At 56.0% G+C, this 19487-nt stretch carries 28 protein-coding genes and 1 tRNA gene; 18 read left to right on the top strand and 11 right to left on the bottom strand.

The genetic code is table 11. The features are described 5' to 3' along the window. The first annotated feature begins 4 nt into the window (after nt 1–4). From H8S59_RS00820 to H8S59_RS00755, 15 genes are all read left to right on the top strand, one after another. A complete protein-coding gene (locus tag H8S59_RS00820) occupies nt 5–871 on the top strand; it encodes an ATP-binding protein (RefSeq protein ID WP_187520115.1) in 867 nt (288 codons plus the stop codon). Continuing rightward, nucleotides 868–1539, top strand: coding sequence for a 3'-5' exonuclease family protein (locus H8S59_RS00815; RefSeq protein WP_187520114.1), 672 nt, complete (start codon nt 868–870; stop codon nt 1537–1539). Before H8S59_RS00820 ends, H8S59_RS00815 begins: the two co-directional genes overlap by 4 nt. Before the next feature lie 8 nt (nt 1540–1547). Next, a complete protein-coding gene (locus H8S59_RS00810; protein WP_187520113.1) occupies nt 1548–2042 on the top strand; it encodes a single-stranded DNA-binding protein in 495 nt (164 codons plus the stop codon). Between the two features lie 26 nt (nt 2043–2068). Continuing rightward, nucleotides 2069–2749, top strand: coding sequence for a hypothetical protein (locus H8S59_RS00805; RefSeq protein ID WP_187520112.1), 681 nt, complete (start codon nt 2069–2071; stop codon nt 2747–2749). Nucleotides 2750–2833: 84 nt separating this feature from the next. Then, the gene (locus tag H8S59_RS00800) at nt 2834–3175 is read left to right on the top strand and encodes a hypothetical protein (RefSeq protein ID WP_187520111.1); all 342 of its coding nucleotides are present in this window, start codon (nt 2834–2836) and stop codon (nt 3173–3175) included. A gap of 276 nt (nt 3176–3451) precedes the next feature. After that, nucleotides 3452–3655 (top strand): hypothetical protein, encoded by a 204-nt coding sequence (locus H8S59_RS00795; protein ID WP_187520110.1) that lies wholly within the window; start codon nt 3452–3454, stop codon nt 3653–3655. Between the two features lie 87 nt (nt 3656–3742). Beyond that, a complete protein-coding gene (locus H8S59_RS00790; RefSeq protein WP_187520109.1) occupies nt 3743–4348 on the top strand; it encodes an HNH endonuclease signature motif containing protein in 606 nt (201 codons plus the stop codon). 72 nt (nt 4349–4420) lie between these two features. Continuing rightward, nucleotides 4421–5131, top strand: a complete 711-nt coding sequence (locus tag H8S59_RS00785; protein WP_187520108.1) for a hypothetical protein — start codon at nt 4421–4423, stop codon at nt 5129–5131. Beyond that, complete coding sequence (locus H8S59_RS00780; protein ID WP_187520107.1) at nt 5128–5922, top strand: hypothetical protein; 795 nt, start codon at nt 5128–5130, stop codon at nt 5920–5922. Before H8S59_RS00785 ends, H8S59_RS00780 begins: the two co-directional genes overlap by 4 nt. After that, nucleotides 5919–6182 carry a hypothetical protein gene (locus H8S59_RS00775; RefSeq protein WP_187520106.1) on the top strand — a complete coding sequence of 88 codons (264 nt, stop codon included), beginning with the start codon at nt 5919–5921 and terminating at the stop codon, nt 6180–6182. Before H8S59_RS00780 ends, H8S59_RS00775 begins: the two co-directional genes overlap by 4 nt. Nucleotides 6183–6226: 44 nt before the next feature. Further along, nucleotides 6227–6625 (top strand): HNH endonuclease, encoded by a 399-nt coding sequence (locus tag H8S59_RS00770; protein WP_187520105.1) that lies wholly within the window; start codon nt 6227–6229, stop codon nt 6623–6625. Continuing rightward, nucleotides 6622–6774, top strand: coding sequence for a hypothetical protein (locus H8S59_RS00765; RefSeq protein WP_187520104.1), 153 nt, complete (start codon nt 6622–6624; stop codon nt 6772–6774). The genes H8S59_RS00770 and H8S59_RS00765 overlap by 4 nt, the downstream gene beginning before the upstream one ends. Then, nucleotides 6771–6989: a hypothetical protein gene (locus H8S59_RS00760; protein ID WP_187520103.1), complete on the top strand. Its 219-nt coding sequence runs from the start codon at nt 6771–6773 to the stop codon at nt 6987–6989. Before H8S59_RS00765 ends, H8S59_RS00760 begins: the two co-directional genes overlap by 4 nt. A gap of 342 nt (nt 6990–7331) precedes the next feature. Further along, nucleotides 7332–7736, top strand: coding sequence for a hypothetical protein (locus H8S59_RS27125; protein ID WP_343073024.1), 405 nt, complete (start codon nt 7332–7334; stop codon nt 7734–7736). Then, nucleotides 7622–8785, top strand: a complete 1164-nt coding sequence (locus tag H8S59_RS00755) for a tyrosine-type recombinase/integrase (RefSeq protein WP_343073025.1) — start codon at nt 7622–7624, stop codon at nt 8783–8785. Before H8S59_RS27125 ends, H8S59_RS00755 begins: the two co-directional genes overlap by 115 nt. Nucleotides 8786–8864: 79 nt before the next feature. Here H8S59_RS00755 and H8S59_RS00750 read toward each other — a convergent pair. From H8S59_RS00750 to thrS, 9 genes are all read right to left on the bottom strand, one after another. After that, nucleotides 8865–8941: transfer RNA gene (locus tag H8S59_RS00750), tRNA-Pro, on the bottom strand. An 86-nt stretch (nt 8942–9027) separates the two neighbouring features. Next, on the bottom strand, nt 9028–9384 hold the full coding sequence (locus tag H8S59_RS00745; RefSeq protein ID WP_027898690.1) for a MerR family transcriptional regulator: 357 nt from the start codon (nt 9382–9384) through the stop codon (nt 9028–9030). Continuing rightward, nucleotides 9365–9667 (bottom strand): integration host factor subunit alpha, encoded by a 303-nt coding sequence (gene ihfA, locus H8S59_RS00740; RefSeq protein WP_002553164.1) that lies wholly within the window; start codon nt 9665–9667, stop codon nt 9365–9367. The genes H8S59_RS00745 and ihfA overlap by 20 nt, the downstream gene beginning before the upstream one ends. A gap of 3 nt (nt 9668–9670) precedes the next feature. Beyond that, on the bottom strand, nt 9671–12049 hold the full coding sequence (gene pheT / locus H8S59_RS00735; protein WP_187520101.1) for a phenylalanine--tRNA ligase subunit beta: 2379 nt from the start codon (nt 12047–12049) through the stop codon (nt 9671–9673). 79 nt (nt 12050–12128) lie between these two features. Then, a complete protein-coding gene (gene pheS / locus H8S59_RS00730) occupies nt 12129–13145 on the bottom strand; it encodes a phenylalanine--tRNA ligase subunit alpha (RefSeq protein WP_027898688.1) in 1017 nt (338 codons plus the stop codon). 106 nt (nt 13146–13251) lie between these two features. Continuing rightward, nucleotides 13252–13608, bottom strand: a complete 357-nt coding sequence (rplT, locus tag H8S59_RS00725; RefSeq protein WP_007905879.1) for a 50S ribosomal protein L20 — start codon at nt 13606–13608, stop codon at nt 13252–13254. Nucleotides 13609–13636: 28 nt separating this feature from the next. Then, nucleotides 13637–13831 (bottom strand): 50S ribosomal protein L35, encoded by a 195-nt coding sequence (rpmI, locus tag H8S59_RS00720; protein ID WP_002553160.1) that lies wholly within the window; start codon nt 13829–13831, stop codon nt 13637–13639. A 60-nt stretch (nt 13832–13891) separates the two neighbouring features. Then, nucleotides 13892–14443 carry a translation initiation factor IF-3 gene (infC, locus tag H8S59_RS00715; RefSeq protein WP_176469887.1) on the bottom strand — a complete coding sequence of 184 codons (552 nt, stop codon included), beginning with the start codon at nt 14441–14443 and terminating at the stop codon, nt 13892–13894. Continuing rightward, on the bottom strand, nt 14443–16365 hold the full coding sequence (thrS, locus tag H8S59_RS00710; protein WP_187520100.1) for a threonine--tRNA ligase: 1923 nt from the start codon (nt 16363–16365) through the stop codon (nt 14443–14445). The genes infC and thrS overlap by 1 nt, the downstream gene beginning before the upstream one ends. A 364-nt stretch (nt 16366–16729) precedes the next feature. Between thrS and H8S59_RS00705 the strand changes: the two genes are divergently transcribed. Continuing rightward, nucleotides 16730–17035, top strand: a complete 306-nt coding sequence (locus H8S59_RS00705; RefSeq protein WP_187520099.1) for a hypothetical protein — start codon at nt 16730–16732, stop codon at nt 17033–17035. A gap of 295 nt (nt 17036–17330) precedes the next feature. Next, complete coding sequence (locus H8S59_RS00700) at nt 17331–17543, top strand: cold-shock protein (RefSeq protein ID WP_166596873.1); 213 nt, start codon at nt 17331–17333, stop codon at nt 17541–17543. Nucleotides 17544–17608: 65 nt separating this feature from the next. On the opposite strand, the gene H8S59_RS00695 is transcribed toward H8S59_RS00700, so the two are convergent. Continuing rightward, nucleotides 17609–17923 carry an I78 family peptidase inhibitor gene (locus H8S59_RS00695; protein WP_027898684.1) on the bottom strand — a complete coding sequence of 105 codons (315 nt, stop codon included), beginning with the start codon at nt 17921–17923 and terminating at the stop codon, nt 17609–17611. 311 nt (nt 17924–18234) lie between these two features. Here H8S59_RS00695 and H8S59_RS00690 point away from each other — a divergent pair, with 311 nt between their 5' ends. Continuing rightward, nucleotides 18235–18429: a hypothetical protein gene (locus H8S59_RS00690; RefSeq protein ID WP_095095798.1), complete on the top strand. Its 195-nt coding sequence runs from the start codon at nt 18235–18237 to the stop codon at nt 18427–18429. A 31-nt stretch (nt 18430–18460) separates the two neighbouring features. On the opposite strand, the gene H8S59_RS00685 is transcribed toward H8S59_RS00690, so the two are convergent. Beyond that, nucleotides 18461–19486: a nucleoside hydrolase gene (locus H8S59_RS00685; protein ID WP_095095796.1), complete on the bottom strand. Its 1026-nt coding sequence runs from the start codon at nt 19484–19486 to the stop codon at nt 18461–18463. Nucleotide 19487: the final 1 nt, after the last annotated feature.

Here is a 19487-nt window from a genome sequence, read left to right as displayed (position 1 = left end):
CGTCATGTTCAAGAAAGCCGAACGCAAGCAGGCCAAGCTACGGCTGGCACTTGCTGGGCCATCAGGATCTGGAAAGACTTATTCAGCGCTGCTCATGGCCAAGGGTCTGGGTGGTCGAATCGCGGTGATCGACACTGAGCAAGGCAGCGCATCGCTCTACTCCGACATTGCCGACTTCGATGTTCTGGAGCTGCAGCCGCCCTTCTCGCCTGAGCGATACGTTGAGGCGATCACCGCGGCTGAGGCTGCCGGGTACAGCGTGCTAATCATTGATAGCTACTCGCACGAGTGGACCGGCCCGGGTGGTTGTTTGGAGTCAAACGAGGCCCTCGCTCACCAGAAATTTCGGGGCAACACATGGGCAGCATGGAACGAAACGACGCCGCGTCATCGCCAGATAACCAACAAAATCCTCACCAGTGGCCTGCACGTGATCTGCACGATGCGAAGCAAGACGGAAACCGTCCAGGGTGAAGGCAAGAAGATCGTGAAGCTGGGCATGAAGTCCGAGCAGCGCGACGGCACCGACTATGAATTTACGGTTGTCCTGGACCTCACGCATGACGTGCACACAGCCATGGCCAGCAAGGATCGAACCAAGCTGTTTAACCAGCCTGAATTGATCACTGAGGCTACCGGGCAGAAGCTATTGGCCTGGCTGAACTCGGGTATCAGTCCCGAGGCTCGTGCCAAAGAACTTCTCATCGACGCGATCGCAGACATCGCCAGCGCTAAAGACATAGTCGCACTGCAATCAGCATTCAACGCAGCAAAGGCCATCGCATATGGCTTTGACGATCTGGTTTCGCAGGTGGTTGCAGCCAAAGATAAACGCAAATCAGAACTCACTCCTCAGGAGCAATCAGCGTGACAGCATATATTTTCGACAGCGAGACGACAGGCCTTACCGACCCTCATTTGGTTGAGGCTGCTTGGCTGAAGCTGGGCTCAATCAGCGGGCTTCCGGTCATTGACCAATACCTGGCTCGCTTCAAGCCCGGCAAGCCAATTGAGCTCGGCGCTCTGGCTACCAGCCACATCCTGGATGAAGAGCTTTCCGATTGCCCTGCGCACGACACGTTCTTCATGCCAGATGATATGGAGTACATCATCGGCCACAACGTCGACTACGACTGGAAGGTAGTTCGACAGCCAGACGTCAAGCGGATCTGCACCAAGGCGCTGAGCTCAAAGCTGTGGCCGGACGCTGATACGCACACTCAGTCGGCGATGATCTACCTGCACTATCGCGATCAAGCTTCATCGTTGCTGCGCAATGCGCACGCCGCCCTGGATGACGTTAAGAACTGCCGCTTGCTGCTGATCAAAATCATTGATGCGCTGGCTGAGAAGCTGGGGCGGCCTCTGATCGACTGGGAAGAGCTCTGGACCATCTCTGAAGATGCTCGCATTCCTACCGTGATTGGCTTCGGCAAGCACAAGGGCATGGCTATTGCCGACCTTCCAAGCGACTACAAGCGCTGGCTGCTGAATCAAACTGAGCTTGATCCATTTGTGCGCAAGGCGCTTTCTCGATAGGAGGCCCTATGGCCCGCGGAATTAACAAAGTCATATTGGTCGGAACCTGCGGCCAAGATCCTGAAGTGCGCTACCTGCCAAACGGAAACGCAGTCACTAACCTGAGCCTGGCTACCAGTGAGCAATGGACGGACAAGCAGACCGGCCAGAAAGTCGAAAAGACCGAATGGCACCGGGTTTCTCTGTTCGGGAAGGTCGCCGAAATCGCCGGGGAGTACCTGCGCAAAGGTTCTCAGGTGTACATCGAGGGCAAGCTCTCCACCCGCGAATGGGAGAAGGACGGCATCAAGCGTTACACCACGGAAATCATCGTGGACATGCAGGGCACGATGCAGCTTCTGGGCGGTAAGCCTCAGGAGGGCGCGCCGCAGGGCCAGCGGAGTCAGCAGCAGCCGCAGCAGTCTCGCTCGCAGTCCAGGCCTCAGCAGCAATCACGCCCGGCCCAGCAGCAGACGCCATCGGCTGCGGACTTCGACAGCTTTGATGACGATATTCCGTTCTAACCTACATAAGGTTTGAGGATTCGAACATGATTTCACTCGAATTAAGCATGGTACGGCACAACAGCGCCGCCTCTGCCCGGCTGGCTGATGCTACCGAGGCGTATATGCGCAGCGGTGGCGTTATTCACGAGCTGAGCATCACCCGCAGCGTGTCCCTTCCCTTCAACACCGAGACGATCGCCTACGGGTACAAAGCCAGTTCGTCCGTGAGCGAAACCAAGGCGCGTGAGGCGATGGAGCTGGAGCGCAGCACGGCGGAAAAGTTGAGGGCCTATGTAGACATTGGCTTGAAGCAGGCGTCGGCCGATCTGGGCATCAGCGCCAAGCGTCTGGGTCATATCGCGGCGGATTACGGGATTGTCTTTGCCCCTGCAAATCCGGAATCACCGCTGGCAGCAAAGCGGGCTGCCGAGGCCTTGATTGCCCCAGACATCGCGCAACGATTTGCCGAGGGAGCCACGCAGCAGGACGTTATTCGGGAGTTCGGCTTGACGGCTGACCGGCTACGCAGGATCGCAAAGAGCTACTCCATCGCGCTTCCAGGAGCGGTTAACGAAGAGGCTGACCGAAAGCTGATTCCGCGCATTGAGGCGTTCCGCGATCTACGCATCGCTCGCACGACCTGTGCCAACAAGCTCGGGATCAATCAGAAGTCTCTGGTGCGCATCATCGAGACCTACGGCATCAGCTATCCGGTGCGTCCGTGATGAAACGCCTATCCGCAAAGATCCGCAGAAACAGGCGGGCCGAACAATTGCATTTGCCGCCAAGCGGCTTGAAGGAGCCAGTTTATGGCGATGGATCAGAAGGAGCGGAACCTGAAGCTCGCCATCAAGCGAGCCAAGTTCGCAGAGAAGGAATTGCGCCACCGGGTTCGGCCTGGCATCGAGCAGGCAATAAAGCGAATCAGTGATCGCGCGGCGAAGATTGCAACCAGCGAAATGCTGCAGATCGCCGTCATGAAAATGGACCTTATGAGTGATGATGAGCTCGCTGCCTTCCTGATTTATCCGCGCCACACAATCATGGTTAGTGATGATGTGGCGCGAGAAATTTACGATCATGGCGTCAGAAGCATCCTGAACAATCCAGATCAGTGCGAAGACGACGAGATCGAAAGGCCCGCCGCGTAACGCGCTCATCCCGTAATACCCCACTTAACTCATCTGCGCCACCTCATCCGGTATCGGAGAAGTGCGCCTGCTTCGGAGATAACGCAATGTCTACCCCCCCCTACGCATCAAGCGGACTGACCTATCCCGTCGGCGCATTCGTCGCCGTGTACTGATCGCACTCAAGTCGAGCTTTAGGCTGACTGGCGGACCAATCGACAGAGCCTGGCTTTGCGTGCCTGGAACTTTGGTTTTTCGACTCGGCGAATGGCACGGCTATTACGACGGAAAGAACGAATGGGTGGCCCTATGACTCCCCATGAATTCATCGAGAAGAACGTCCACGACGAACTGCGGAAGCTGAAGTTTGCCGAGGGCATCTGCTTCAGCGTCTCCCGTGAATCGGTCGACTATTACCGGCAGCGCAGCATGTTCAAGAAGAACGTCATCGGTGATGTGCTGGCTTGGTCGAAGAAGCGGGCCAAGGATATGTCTCGCTAACACCCCCACATCACCTAATCAACAACCCAGATCATCACGCCACTGGCGAGGCCTTCGCGCGCCTACACCCACCATGGAGAGCAAAACATGAACGAGACGTTGTTACTCAAGAAGGTCTGCTCCTGTGATGGCTGCGAAAAGCCAGCTAAGGGTTTGGGGCTCTGCTCTATGCATTACACCAGGCAAGCGCGATACGGCACGTTAGAGAGAACCAGGAAGCGCACGCCGAGCTACATCCACACCCAAGGCTATGTGGTCGAGCACGCCCCCGATCATCCCCTTTCAAATAGTGCCGGTGAGATTTATCAGCACAGGCGAATCTTCTTTGATTTGTTCGGCGAAGGACCATTCAACTGTTTCGGCTGTTCTCAGGTTCTTATCTGGAGCGTCATGCAGATAGATCATATCGACGAGGTGAAAAGCAACAACGACCCTTCCAATCTTCGGCCCGCATGCTCCGGGTGCAATACCCGAAGATCTCGAAACAGGATGATTGAGACGAAGCGCCTCAACTCGAAGAAGGTATACAGGGGCCGTCAAATGACCCTCTCTGAGCTTGCCACCATAAAGGGCATGACTATCCCCGGAATGGCCTCCCGCCTAAAGAAACTCACCGTCGAACAGGCTATGGACCTGCCCTTTCCAGTGCCGAATGAACTTCGGCAGAAGCGCAAAAAGAAGTCTTCCCAATGAACCATCGGCAACCACAGAGCCTGCTCGAATAGGCGCCAGGCCATTTATGCGCAGCGCGCGAAGGAGATGTAGATGAGCACTATTGATAGTCAGGTAGAGGCTGTGATCGCAGAGGATGCTGCAGCTCGCAATGCCGCAGTGCAAACCCTTCTAGGCCAAGGGTATACGTTTCATGGCGGACAGCTGTGGAAGCCGCCAATCGGCGAAAAGGCGAACTTCAGTCTCATGGACGACCTCCGCCAACAACTGGCCGACGTATCGGCAGAGCGGGACCGATTTAGTCGCATGTATGACTCAGCTGTCGGAGCCCTGTGTGCGATCGGTGAAGCGCTTGGCGTTGATGAAGACGACCAATCCACCGATGCGAGCATTGAAGCGGTGGATTGGCTAAAGATCAGCATCAACGACTTGAAGCTCCGCCTCAATGCCAGCGAGGCGCGGAATGCCAAGGCGCGGGAGCTGCTTTCGTTTGTTGTAGACAGCGGCGGCTTTTCTTACGCAACCGTTGCAAAGGATATCCGCGCATTCCTCGCCCAGTCCGTGCCAGCCACAAAGCCCAGCACCACCAGCAACTTACCTGATGGTTCCCTCACTGATGAGGGTACCAAATCGCCAGCCACAGACGAACAGGGGGCTGACGTAGTGCGAGAGACATTACAACCTGAAAACCAACGCGTCACGCCAGCCCGCGTTAAGTGCTGCATGGCGTGCGGCGAACACCACGAAGGTATGGACGGCCTTCCTTGCCCTAACATGACGCCTTATTCGCGGGTGATGTCATGACCAACCAAACCAAACCCGGCGCGATGGTGCTGCTTCCGCGTGAGCTGGCTAAAACTGTAATGTACTGGGTAGAGCGCGCCAATCAGAACGGCGATGAGGATCTTCCAGAGTTCTTTCAGTTGCGAGCGATCCTAGACGCCGAGCAGCCGCCAGCGGTTGGCGGGGAGCCGGAAGTGTTGGCGTGGATCATTCAGTATGGGAGCGTACTTCCGGGCATCACTGGACAGCGTTCAGTTCAAATTAAAGACCCTGCACCTTGCAGCGGACGGGTCACTGAGCTAATCGACCGCGCCCACGTCGCCCCGCTGCTGGCTGAGATTGAGCGGCTGCGCAACGGATTCTTCCAGAAAGTTACCGACGCTGACCTGAAGGAAATTTCCGACTTTGTAGGCGATGGTGACCTTCCAACTAAATCGTTCTTTATGCGCCCCGACGCGGCCTATCTCGCCAACGTAACCATGCACATGGTGCGCGACGTTCAGGCCATGCGTGCCCGCATCGCACAGCTCGAAGCCGCTCAGGGTGAGGCGTTCGGATACTGGCGAGTTCATCCTGACACGCCGCTTCAGGGCATGTTTCTCGCATGGAGAGAGGAATCCAATCAGGACATCCTTAGCGCAGAAAAAATGGGGTACTCAATTACTAAGCTATATCGCCAAGCCCAGCCCACCACGGCAAAGGTGGTGCTGCCGGAGCGTAGAGAAATCAGCCAGTCAACGCCGTACCTGAGTGACCTTGATTGCGAGTGGAACGCCTGCCTCGACGAAGTAGCCAGGCTGAACCAGCCATGACCGAGGCAGAAATGGTTCAGGTCCAACTCCCAATGTGGGTGATTGATCAGATCCGCGCTGACTTAAGGCTCACCTCTGGAACCTGGGCTGTCATCGAGGAATGCGTAGAGCGCCCAGTCGCTTTCGCTGATCAGGTCCTGCCGTGCGATGTGAGGTTGCCGCCCGGCACTGTATTCGCCAAGGGATCGAAGCTGAGCGGCCTGCTGCTGGCGATGAACCAGCGCGAGAACGGATCGGCGATCAACACCACCTTTCAGTAAATCCAATCAATTCAATGTCAGCCGCCGTAGCGGCGAGGATATCTATGCGCCTTAAGAAAGCTGAGCGCGAGCAAGTGCGCATGAAATACGGCGGGCATTGCGCCTACTGCGGCGTTGTTCTGGGTGAGCGTTGGCATGCGGATCATTTGGAGCCTGTGACTCGCGAATTGATCTCGAAGCGAAACCTCAACGGCACATGGCGACTGGAATCAGGAAAGCCGCTCAAGCCGGAGAATGACCACATCGGCAACATGATGCCCGCCTGCGCGCCCTGCAATATCAGCAAGGGCGGCCAAACGCTTGAAGGCTGGCGCTGCTGGATCGCCGGGCACATCAACTCCCTCAACAGCTACCACCCCATTTACCGTCTGGCCAAGTCCTACGGACTAATAGCCGAGACAGGCGAACCGGTGGTGTTCTACTTCGAAAAGGTGAAGCCATGAACCGCGAAGCATTCGAACAGGCCTACGCCGAAGACAACAACTGCGACCTCGATTGGTGCCAAAGCCAGCGTCTCGCGAACGGCAGCTATCTGGACCGGTACATGGCGAGAGCCTGGCACTGGTGGCAGCGGGCTAAGGAGGCTGCGTGACGTGCATTCGAATCGAACACGGATTTTTATGTGGCTCACCCTTCTTCAGGCTGCCGCTGGCCGACGGTACGCGGGTGTTCATGAGCTGGCACAACTATCTCGGGCCGATGTTCTTTCGGGATCGTGATGAGCGGCGCGAGATTCAGGATTGGTACGACAGCCCGCTGATCTGTGACGCCCTCGACTGGTTCTGCAAGCGCGGACACCGAGCCTAAACCCCTCCCTTCTATATATAGCCTGCCGGTGATCGGCGGGCGAGGATTCTCTATGGCCCGAAAGAAAGCATGGATAGACCGGCGATGCTGCGACTGGGACACCTTCCTGTCTGGCGTTATGGGCGCGGCTCACCGGCTCCAGTTCCCTTTGATACTGGTCAACTGGTGCGAGGCGCGTAGTCACTGGCGGCGATACAGCTGCACGGGCGCTGATGTCGTGAAGATGCAGCGGGCCCGAGAAATCAATTCAGCGATCTACCTATATAGCTCTCCAAGGCGCAGTCGCTAAAGAAAACGAATAACCCCTTCTGCCGCCATAGGGCGGCGTGGAGCAGTAAGCCAATGACCAAAAACGCATCGGCCAGGAAGCTACCGCTCGCCCCGAGATTCGTAAGGGCTGGCGAGGCTCCGGCATACCTGAGCATGTGCCTGGCACTCTTCAACGAAATCGTCAGACCTTACGTGAACGAATTCCCCATCGGTGAGCGTGGCGTCGGATTCGACCGGCAGGAGCTTGATGAGTGGGCCTCATCCTACGTGGCCGCCAAGGCAATTGATAAAAAAGGCGCACGGGAGCAACAATTGCCCCGCAGCGAGCGCCAGGAAGGAGATACAAAATGGCGCGAAAAACGATCACCGGCCTCTCCCAAAGGAAAGGTCTCTGGCATATCGACAAGAAAATCAACGGCGAAAGACTTTACGAATCTACTGGCACAACTGACAGACAAGAAGCAGAGCGGTACCTGATTCACCGGCTTGAGCAGATCCGACAGCAGAAGGTGTACGGGGTCAGGCAGGTCAGGACGTGGCGAGATGCGGCAATGAAGTTTCTTGTCGAGATCAAGGATCAGCCGTCATTCAGGCTTTCGGCGCTGATCATGACCCAGCTCGATCCTTTCATTGGGGATATACCGCTGAATCATATTGATGATCAGGCCCTAGAGCCATTCATCAAGCATCGGCTTGAATCTAATACGCTGGATGATGGAAAGGTAAAGAAGGGAGTCAGCAACCGAACGGTCAATATCGCCATCGAGCGGGTAGTCAGGGTTTTGTCCCTGTGTGCTCGCAAGTGGAGAGATGATGAGCGGCGACCATGGTTGGACGGCGTACCGATGCTGACAAAGCTGGAAGAGAGGAAATCGAGCAGGAAGCCCTATCCAATGTCTTGGAATGAGCAGTCGATTCTTTTCGGAGAGTTGCCCGCCCACCTGCAAACGATGGCCTTGTTCAAGGTGAACACTGGGTGTCGTGAGCAGGAGGTCTGCAAATTGAGGTGGGATTGGGAGATATTGGTACCGGAACTCGGAACGAGCGTTTTCCTGATACCTGCGGACTTCGGTGGGAGACATTCAAAGTCGGGCGTGAAGAATGGCGACGAGCGACTGGTCGTGCTGAACAACGTGGCCAAGTCGATCATTGATCAGCAGCGCGGGCTGAGTAAGGACTGGGTTTTCCCTTACAACGGCAGCGCAATGCACCGAATGAACGACTCAGCCTGGAAAAAGGCGCGGGTGCGCGCGGCTAAACTCTGGCAGGAGGAAAACTTACGCCCCGCTCACCCTGGATATCTGTCGATCAGGATTCACGACCTAAAGCATACCTTCGGTCGGCGGCTGCGTGCAGCCGGGGTGACAGAGGAAGATCGGAAGGCTCTGCTAGGTCACAAGAACGGCAGCATCACCAGTCATTACTCAGGCGCTGAGCTTGGACATCTGATTGAGGCAGCAAACATGGTTTCGGCAACCGACTCGCGCGGTCCGGTGCTGACAATTCTGAAGAGGAGGCAGGCGTGAAATACAGACAAGTCACGCAAAAGTCACGCACATGAAAAAGCCCGATACTGTGAATACCGGGCTAACTCATTGAAAAATATGGTCGGGACGGAGTGATTCGAACACTCGACCCCTTGCACCCCATGCAAGTGCGCTACCGGGCTGCGCTACGCCCCGACTAGGCGTGTATCAGTTTCCCATGCTGCGAAAACTTCGAGGAATATAACCTAAGCTTTTGAATTATGGAAGTATCCGGGCGATTTCTACTTGCCCAATACCACCAGAACGTCTTCCAGCTCGACGATCATCTGCCGGAGCAGTTTCTTGTAATCCTGAGTCTCATCCTTGGGTTCGCCAGCGGTCATACGCAGCCGCGCACCACCAATGGTGAAGCCTTGCTCGTAGAGCAAGCCGCGGATCTGCCGGATCATCAGCACGTCTTCGCGCTGATAATACCGGCGGTTGCCGCGTCGTTTGACGGGGTTGAGCTGAGGAAATTCCTGTTCCCAATAGCGCAAAACGTGCGGTTTCACCGCGCAGAGCTCGCTGACCTCACCAATGGTGAAGTAACGTTTGCCTGGTATCGGCGGTAACTCGTCGTTATGACTTGGTTCCAGCATAAGCCTCAACTCGGGCCTTCAACTTCTGCCCTGGACGGAACGTGACAACACGGCGAGCCGTGATAGGAATTTCTTCCCCGGTCTTCGGGTTTCTACCAGGCCGCTGGCGTTTATCTCGCAGGTCAAAATTGCCGAAACCGGACAATTTGACCTGTTCGTTATCTTCCAGAGCGTGCCTGATTTCCTCGAAGAACAGCTCAACCAATTCCTTGGCTTCTCGTTTATTCAGGCCCAGCTCTTCGTACAGACGTTCGGCCATCTCAGCTTTCGTCAGAGCCCCCATACGCTACTTCCTTAACGTGGCGTTTAACCTTTCCTCGAGTGAGGTGAGGATTTTATGCGTTGCCGCATTGACCTCATCGTCGTTAAGAGTGCGCGATGGATGCTGCCAGGTCAAGCCAACTGCAAGGCTTTTTCTATGCGGATCAATGCCTTTACCCTGATAAACATCAAATAGCCTGAGGTCTGTGAGCCATTCGCCTGCATTTTCTCGAATAACGTCAAGAACGGCAGTGGCTGCAACGCCTTCATCAGCCAGCAGCGCCAGGTCACGTCGTACTTCAGGAAAGCGTGATAACTCCTGGAATTTCGGCATTTTACCCAGTGCAACTTCGGCCAGAACCAGCTCGAAAACGAAGACCGGACGATCCAGCCCCAGGGTTTTCGACAGTTCAGGGTGAATGGCGCCAAGGTAGCCCACTTCACGACCATCACGTTCGATGCGCGCCGTTTGGCCCGGGTGCAGGGCTGGATGTTTACCAGGCACGAATTTGAAAGCATCCAGCGCACCGGCGAAGCCGAGAACGGCTTCAACATCAGCCTTGACGTCGAAGAAGTCGATCACATCACGGCCTTGCGCCCAGCCTTCCGGCAGACGGCTGCCACAGACTACACCCGCCAGCATCGGCTCTTGCTTCAGACCGTCCAGCTGCCCGACGAAGCGCAGGCCGCTTTCGAACAGACGTACACGATCCTGCTGACGATTGAGGTTGTGCTGCAAAGACTTGACCAGACCTGGCCACAACGAAGCGCGCATGGCGGCCATGTCATTGGAGATCGGGTTTGCCAGCAGCAACGGTTCAGCGCCAGGGCTGAACAGCTCGAACTGCTTGGGATCGATGAAGCTGTAGGTGATCGCTTCCTGATAACCGCGAGCGACCAACAGGCGACGCAGCTCAGGCAGATCACTACGAGCTTCGGCTTTGGCTTGCGGTGCCAGACGCGCCTGCGGGTAACGAACCGGCAGACGGTTGTAGCCGTATAGGCGAGCCAGTTCTTCGATTAAGTCGACTTCAAGGCTGATATCGAAGCGATGACTTGGCACTTCTACGCGCCACTGCCCTGCTGTTTCAGCAGAAACGGTCAACCCAAGGCCGGTCAACAAGCCTTCGATTTCCGCAGGGTCCATCTTCAGGCCCAACATTTGCTCGATACGCTCGGCACGCAAAGTGACCGGCGCGATTGACGGCAGATCTTTTTCGCTGACAGCTTCAATCACGGGGCCAGCTTCACCCCCGGTGATTTCCAGCAGCAGGCCGGTGGCTCGCTCCATGGCCTTGCGCGCCAGTTGCCAGTCAACACCGCGCTCATAGCGGTGCGAAGCGTCAGTGTGCAGACCATACGAACGGGCCTTGCCCGCGACAGCGATCTGGTCGAAGAACGCACTTTCGAGGAATACGTCACGAGTCGTGGTGGAAACACCGCTGTGTTCCCCGCCCATCACGCCGGCGATGGCCAGAGCGCGCTGGTGGTCAGCGATAACCAGAGTGTCTGCACGCAGGCTGACTTCCTGGCCGTCCAGCAGAACGAGCTTCTCGCCCTCTTCTGCCATACGCACACGAATGCCACCGTTGATTTCAGCCAGATCAAACGCGTGCAATGGCTGACCCAGTTCGATCATCACGTAGTTGGTGATGTCGACCACGGCGTCGATGCTGCGAATGTCGGAACGACGCAGACGCTCAACCATCCACAACGGCGTTGGACGTGACAGGTCGACATTGCGAATCACACGACCGAGATAACGAGGGCAAGCGCTGGTAGCCAACACTTCAACCGGACGGACTTCATCGTGTGTCACGGGAACAGCGGCGACGGCAGGCACCGTCACAGGCACGGCGTAAAGCGCGCCAACTTCACGAGCCAGGCCGGCCAGCGAAAGGCAGTCGCCACGGTTTGGCGTCAGGTCCACTTCGATGCTGGCATCATCCAGCTCAAGGTAGACACGGAAGTCTTCACCCACCGGCGCATCGGCTGGCAGCTCCATCAAACCGTCATTGCCCTCGCCCACTTGCAATTCGGACTGGGAGCACAGCATGCCGTTGGATTCAACGCCACGCAGCTTGGCTTTCTTGATCTTGAAATTGCCCGGCAGCTCGGCACCGATCATGGCGAATGGAATCTTCAGACCCGGGCGCACATTTGGCGCGCCGCACACAACCTGAAAGGTTTCCGAGCCGTTACTGACCTGGCATACGCGCAGTTTGTCAGCATCCGGGTGTTGCTCCGTGCTCAGCACTTCGCCGACGATCACACCGCTGAATACACCAGCAGCCGGAGTGACGCTATCGACTTCAAGGCCGGCCATCGACAAGCGGGCAACCAACTCGTCGCGGGATACTTGCGGGCTTACCCAGCCGCGCAACCATTGTTCACTGAATTTCATCCTGCTCTCCAAAAAAATGCGTTACGGGCGACTCCGGTGCTCTGCGACAGCGGCCACTGGCGGGCTGCCGCGAAGCGCCTCAGCGAAATTGCGCGAGGAACCGCAAGTCGTTGTCGAAGAACAGACGCAAGTCGTTGACGCCGTAACGCAGCATGGCCAGACGCTCCACACCCATGCCGAAGGCGAAGCCCGAGAATTCTTCGGGGTCGATGCCGGACATGCGCAGCACATTCGGGTGAACCATGCCGCAGCCCATGACTTCCAGCCAGCCAGTCTGCTTGCAGACACGGCAGCCTTTGCCGCTGCACATCACGCACTCCATGTCGACTTCGGCGGACGGCTCGGTAAACGGGAAGTAAGACGGGCGGAAACGCACGGCCAGTTCTTTTTCGAAGAACACCCGCAGGAACTCTTCGATGGTGCCTTTGAGGTCGGCAAAATTGATGTCGCGATCAACCAGCAGGCCTTCGACCTGATGGAACATCGGCGAGTGGGTAATATCGGAGTCGCTGCGGTACACACGGCCTGGGCAGACAATGCGGATCGGCGGACGCTGCGATTCCATGGTGCGGACCTGTACCGGGGAGGTATGGGTGCGCAACAGCATGTTCGCATTGAAATAAAAGGTGTCATGCATCGACCGGGCCGGGTGATGGCCTGGGATGTTGAGCGCTTCGAAGTTGTGGTAATCGTCTTCCACCTCAGGGCCTTCGGCGATGCCGTAGCCAATGTGGGTGAAGAATTGTTCGATGCGTTCCAGAGTACGAGTAACGGGATGCAGACCGCCTGAGGTCTGGCCGCGGCCAGGCAGGGTCACGTCAATGGACTCGGCGGCGAGTTTGGCGGCAAGATCCGCTTCCTCGAACTGCGCCTTGCGGGCATTGAGAACCTCTGTGACACGCTCCTTGGCGACGTTGATCAGAGCGCCGACTTGCGGACGCTCTTCTGCAGGCAAATTCCCCAGGGTCTTCATCACCTGAGTCAACTCACCTTTCTTGCCAAGGTATTGAACCCGGATTTGCTCCAGGGCATTGATATCTTCAGCGCTCTGCACAGCCTCAAGAGCTTGCGAGACCAGCGCGTCCAGGTTTTCCATGTACAGACTCCAGATACGAAATAGGGGAAGAGCTTGTAGGCTCTTCCCCTATTTATGACGTTTAACACCGAACCCCAGAAACTGAGGCCCGGTGATTGTCGGGGACTTAGGCCAAGGTGGCTTTAGCTTTCTCGACAATCGCAGCAAACGCCGCTTTTTCGTTCACTGCCAGATCAGCCAGAACCTTACGGTCGATCTCGATGGACGCTTTTTTCAGGCCGGCGATGAAACGGCTGTAGGACAGACCGTTGATACGAGCACCAGCGTTGATACGAGCGATCCACAGAGCGCGGAACTGACGTTTTTTCTGACGACGGTCACGGTAGGCGTATTGGCCTGCCTTGATTACCGCTTGCTTGGCAACACGGAATACGCGTGAACGCGCGCCGTAGTAGCCTTTAGCAAGTTTCAGAATTTTTTTGTGACGCTTACGGGCAATGACGCCACGCTTTACACGAGCCATGAGTTACTTCCTCTATTCTTGATCAAAATTAACGAAGGCGCAGCATGCGCTCGACTTTTGCCACGTCAGACGGATGCAGCAAGCTGCTACCGCGCAGTTGACGCTTACGCTTGGTCGACATTTTGGTCAGAATGTGGCTCTTGAAAGCGTGTTTGTGCTTGATGCCGTTAGCAGTTTTCAAAAACCGCTTAGCTGCACCACTTTTAGTCTTCATCTTTGGCATGTTCGGATACTCCGCATTCAGTTGATAAACATAACCGCAAGGCCTGCCGTGCCCTGGTGGTTATTTCTTCTTTTTCGGGGCGATGACCATAATCAGCTGGCGTCCTTCCATCTTAGGATGCTGCTCAACGGAACCGTATTCGAGAAGGTCACCTTCAACCCGCTTCAACAGTTCCATGCCCAGCTCCTGGTGGGCCATCTCACGACCGCGGAATCTTAACGATACCTTGGCCCTGTCCCCGTCACTCAGGAAACGTACCAGGTTGCGTAGTTTTACCTGGTAATCCCCTTCCTCCGTCCCTGGACGAAACTTGATTTCTTTAACCTGGATCTGCTTCTGATTTTTCTTGGCAGCGGCAACCTGTTTCTTCTTTTCGAAGATCGATTTGCCGTAGTCCATCAGCTTGCAGACAGGGGGTACTGCATCGGCGGAAATTTCCACCAGATCCAGCTTGGCCTCTTCAGCCTTAAGCAGCGCGTCTTCAATTGACACAATCCCAAGCTGCTCGCCTTCAGCTCCAATTAACCGAACCTCGCGTGCCGAGATATTCTCGTTGATCGGGGCTTTCGGTGCAGCTCGTTTATCTTGTCTCATTTCACGCTTAATAGTAATTACTCCGAATCTTGGCGACCACGCCGGGAAACCGCTTGTGCGAGGAATTCAGCGAACTGGGCGACCGGCATCGAGCCGAGGTCTGCACCTTCGCGTGTACGCACAGCGACAGTTTGCATTTCAACTTCCCGATCTCCAATCACGAGGAGATAAGGGACCTTGAGCAAAGTATGCTCACGGATTTTAAAGCCGATCTTTTCATTTCTCAAGTCGGACTTGGCACGAAACCCGCTTTCAGCGAGAATTTTTTCCACTTCAAGGGAAAAATCTGCCTGTTTATCAGTGATATTCATAATCACTGCCTGAGTGGGCGCCAGCCAGGCCGGGAATGCACCTTCGTAGTGCTCGATCAGAATCCCGATGAAACGTTCGAAAGAGCCAAGAATCGCCCGGTGCAACATCACCGGATGTTTACGGCTGTTGTCCTCAGACACATATTCGGCGCTCAAACGGATCGGCAAGTTAAAGTCGAGCTGCAGGGTACCACACTGCCAGACACGACCCAGACAGTCTTTCAACGAGAACTCGATCTTCGGACCGTAGAAAGCACCTTCGCCCGGCTGCAGATCGTAAGGCAGACCCGCGCTATCCAGTGCCGATGCCAGTGCGCTTTCGGCGCGATCCCACAGCTCATCGGAACCCACACGCTTTTCAGGACGGGTCGAAAGCTTCAGCTCGATGTCCTTGAAGCCGAAGTCGGCATACACATCCAGAGTCAGCTTGATGAACGCTGCAGACTCGGCCTGCATCTGATCCTCAGTGCAGAAGATGTGTGCGTCATCCTGGGTAAAGCCACGAACACGCATGATCCCGTGCAGCGCACCGGACGGCTCGTTACGGTGGCAAGCACCGAACTCGGCCAGACGCATCGGCAGCTCACGGTAGCTTTTCAGCCCCTGATTGAACACCTGCACGTGGCATGGGCAGTTCATCGGCTTGATTGCGTAGTCGCGGCTCTCGGACTCGGTGGTGAACATGTTATCGGCGTAGTTCGCCCAGTGACCTGACTTTTCCCACAGGGAGCGATCAACCACCTGCGGCGTCTTGATCTCCAGATAACCGTTCTCGCGCTGCACTTTGCGCATGTACTGCTCAAGCACCTGGTACAGAGTCCAGCCCTGCGGATGCCAGAACACCATGCCCGGCGCTTCTTCCTGGGTGTGGAACAGCCCAAGACGCTTGCCGATCTTGCGGTGATCGCGCTTTTCAGCTTCTTCGATACGCTGGATGTAAGCAGCCAGTTGCTTCTTGTCGGCCCATGCGGTGCCATAAACGCGTTGCAGCTGCTCGTTTTTGGCATCGCCGCGCCAGTAAGCACCGGACAGCTTGGTCAGCTTGAAGGACTTGAGGAAGCGAGTGTTCGGCACGTGGGGGCCGCGGCACATGTCGACGTATTCTTCGTGGTAGTACAGACCCATGGTCTGCTGCTCTGGCATGTCTTCAACCAGACGCAGTTTGTAATCTTCGTGACGCGCAGTGAACACGTCGATCACTTCGGCGCGCGGAGTGACCTTCTTGATGACGTCGTAATCTTTTTCGATCAGCTGCTGCATGCGCTGCTCGATCGCCGCCATATCGTCAGGCGTGAACGGACGCTCATAAGCTATATCGTAATAAAAACCGTCATCGATGACTGGCCCGATGACCATCTTTGCAGTCGGGTACAGTTGCTTGACCGCATGACCTACCAGGTGGGCGCACGAGTGGCGGATGATCTCCAGCCCTTCCTGATCCTTGGGGGTAATGATCTGCAGGCTGGCATCTTTCTCGATCAGATCGCTGGCGTCGACCAGTTGACCGTCGACCTTACCGGCGACGGTGGCCTTGGCCAGACCTGCACCAATGGAAAGCGCGACCTCGGCTACGGAAACCGGATGATCGAATGAACGTTGACTGCCGTCGGGAAGAGTAATGGTGGGCATGGCGCCTCCTCTCCTAGTGGTGACCCCTACCAAAGGTCACGTGGGTTGGGATGAGCCAGTACGTGATCCGGTGGTATGCCTGCCTCACAGTGGCAGGAGCCTTGCGGCCAACCTTGAACCGAACCAGATGACTGGTTTGAAATAAAACTGCACAACGACGGCGAAAAGAACACCAGCCAGACGCGGACAGATATAAAGGACGCGCATCCTATCACAGCTCAACCCATTCACATGCACGCTGGATCAATCAATTGCACCGCCCACATCCATCTCGCGTTCATCAAACTGAACTGGCGTGGGCACTCATCGTCAGATAGCTGTGCAACCTGCTGCAAATACGTTGAACCCTATAAAGGAAAACGCCATGAAGCTTCCACGTTTACTCGCCCTGCTCGCCCCAATTGCCCTGGCAATGCCACTCACCGCTCATGCGGCCATGAGTGCTCCAACCAAAGCCAAGTTCATTCAGGATTGCGTGTCCACCGCGGGGCAAAAGCTTGATGCAGCCTCAGCAAAATCCCACTGCGAATGTGGCGCCGAGCAAGTGAGCAAAAACTTCAGCAGCGCAGAAATTGAAAAAATGAGTAATGGCGGTCAGCCACCAACCCATGAGCAGACTGAAAAAATGCGTAAGCTGGTCGAAGCCAACTGCACTCAGCCAAAAAAATAATTCATCTACATGACCTCATAAAGCCAGGCGGGGCATATTTTCAGGATGACTGTGGGCAATCCCTGAAAGCCACGAAATACGAGCCTTTCAGCCCCGCCAACCAACCTTTCAATGTAACTTCGAGCTTCAGAAACAAGGTGGCTTAGAGGAGTTATTCCGGGTTTACCTACGGTTACTGCTCAAAGTTCTTACTGAAAAAGTTCTACATTCCCACATTTCGACTATGATAGGCCGGTGTGCCCAGTTGGCCTGAGCAACACGTACACTGAAAAAATTATGTTCTTGGAGATTCACCATGTCTAATCGCCAAACCGGCACCGTAAAATGGTTTAACGACGAAAAAGGCTTCGGCTTTATCACCCCACAGGGTGGCGGTGACGACCTGTTCGTACACTTCAAAGCTATCGAAAGCGAAGGTTTCAAAAGCCTGAAAGAAGGCCAGACCGTTTCCTTCGTGGCTGAGAAAGGCCAAAAGGGCATGCAAGCTGCTCAGGTTCGCGCGGAGTAATCCAGGCGATCTAAAAAAACCCCGTCACTGACGGGGTTTTTTTATGGGTGCAGAAACGGCTCGACTCAACCGCAGTTGACCCGCACGACCTTGCCATTGGCGTCGGTATTGAGATTGACGCGGTTGGAACGGTATTCCAGGGTGACCATATCGTTGGCACCGATGAAGCGGGCATCTTGCGCCCCGGCTTTGGCTCGGGCCTGGGCAAGCAACGCAGCCGATGCTTGCTGACCTACGGCGAACTGAGCACCTGCTGCGTCGCAGCGTCCACTGGCAACCGGAGCATTCGGCTCTTGAGCTGTTGACTCAGACGTGCTGCTGCACCCTGCCAGCAACGACAACGCAACAGCAAACCCGACTGAAGAGATTTTCCACGGCATACAGACTCCTTGACCGATAAACATAAGCTGAACCTTTGCGACAGCACCGCAACCCATTCGTTGCAACATATGGCCAGTTCCAGGCCATCAGTACAGACCGCTGCGCAGTCTGCCCGAGCTTAATGCGCCACGTCTCAGCAAATCGTCACAAAACATGAGTACGCATGCGCCGGATTTTGACTTGTCGCTGCGTTACCGTCTTAGGTCGCAGTGTCAAACAGCGGCTGAAATGCTTTACTGGAGCAAGCGTTCGGCCGCCCAGGCCGCACCCTGTAAAGGATCTCCCTTTCAGACGACGAGACGAGGCAGCAATGGCAGTCGTATCCATCGATGCAGACATCAAGGCGAAATGGCCCCAGGGGCATTCATCACACAGCCCGGGCAACCCGGAGGAGCTGGCGATCATTGCTGTGGACTTGCTGGTAAAAGAGTTGGGCACCGAGGGCGCGCTGGCATTCATCACGCAAGTGCTCGCTCGTTACCCGAACGAAACCGGCAAGGCTTGACGAACGCCAAACCGGTTTCGCTGGCAGGAGTTTATTTCAGGCGTGCCAGGCGACTGGTCAGCAGATCGAAGAAGCCTTGTGCGTCACCACTCTCGACCCAGAACACGTTCTTGTCGCGACCAAGCGTGTCATACCAGTCAGCAACGGTCTGACCGAAACCTATTCCTTCACGACTATCAACGGCAACGTTGATTTGCCTGCCACTAAACAGCTCGGGCTTGAGCAGCCAGGCAATGACACTGGCGTCATGTACCGGCCCGCCGGGCAAGCCATAGTGAGCCATGTCCAGCTTCACGTATTCATTGAGAATACTGCCGACCAGTTTGCCCGCCTGATTATTCAACGCGGCGATCTGCGCCAGACGCTGCTCGCTGGTGAGTATTTTGTGGGTTACGTCCAGTGGCAGGTAGGTCAGCTTGACGCCACTGGCCAGAACCACTTGAGCGGCATGAGGGTCAGCGAAGAGGTTGAACTCGGCGACCGGCGTGATATTTCCGCCGTTGAAGTGCGCCCCGCCCATCACGACGACTTCCTTGATGCCCTGAGTGATTTCCGGATCCTGTACCAGTGCCAGAGCCAGGTTGGTTTGCGGCCCCAGCATGGCGAGGGTGATGCTGTGCGGTTTGGCCTTGCGCAAGGTGTCAATCAAGTACTGCACCGCATTGCCCTGAGCCAGCCCCTGTTTAGGCTCATGCACGGGTACACCGGGCAACCCTTCCTGACCATGAACGTTTTCCGCATAGATCGGTGTACGCACCAAAGGCTTGGACGCACCGGCATATACCGGCACTTCTTCGCGCCCGGCCCACTCTCGGGCCAGTCTTGCATTGCGAGAGGTTTTGTCCAGACGCACGTTGCCCGCCACAGTCGTAATCGCCAGGACATTCAACTCCTCAGGCGATGCCAGCGCGAGCAGCAAAGCCACCACGTCATCAGCCCCCGGATCGGTATCGATGATCAAGTCGCGTTTTTCCGCGGCCTGGGTCACGCTTGCACTGAGAATGGACAAAAGCAGCAGGCTCCGGAATAGCTGTTTGAAGATAGGCAACGCTTGCATA

Source organism: Pseudomonas folii, assembly GCF_014357575.1.
GTDB lineage: Bacteria > Pseudomonadota > Gammaproteobacteria > Pseudomonadales > Pseudomonadaceae > Aquipseudomonas > Aquipseudomonas folii.
The sequence above is the reverse complement of the archived record's forward strand: the minus strand, read 5'-3'. Positions and strand labels throughout refer to the sequence as shown.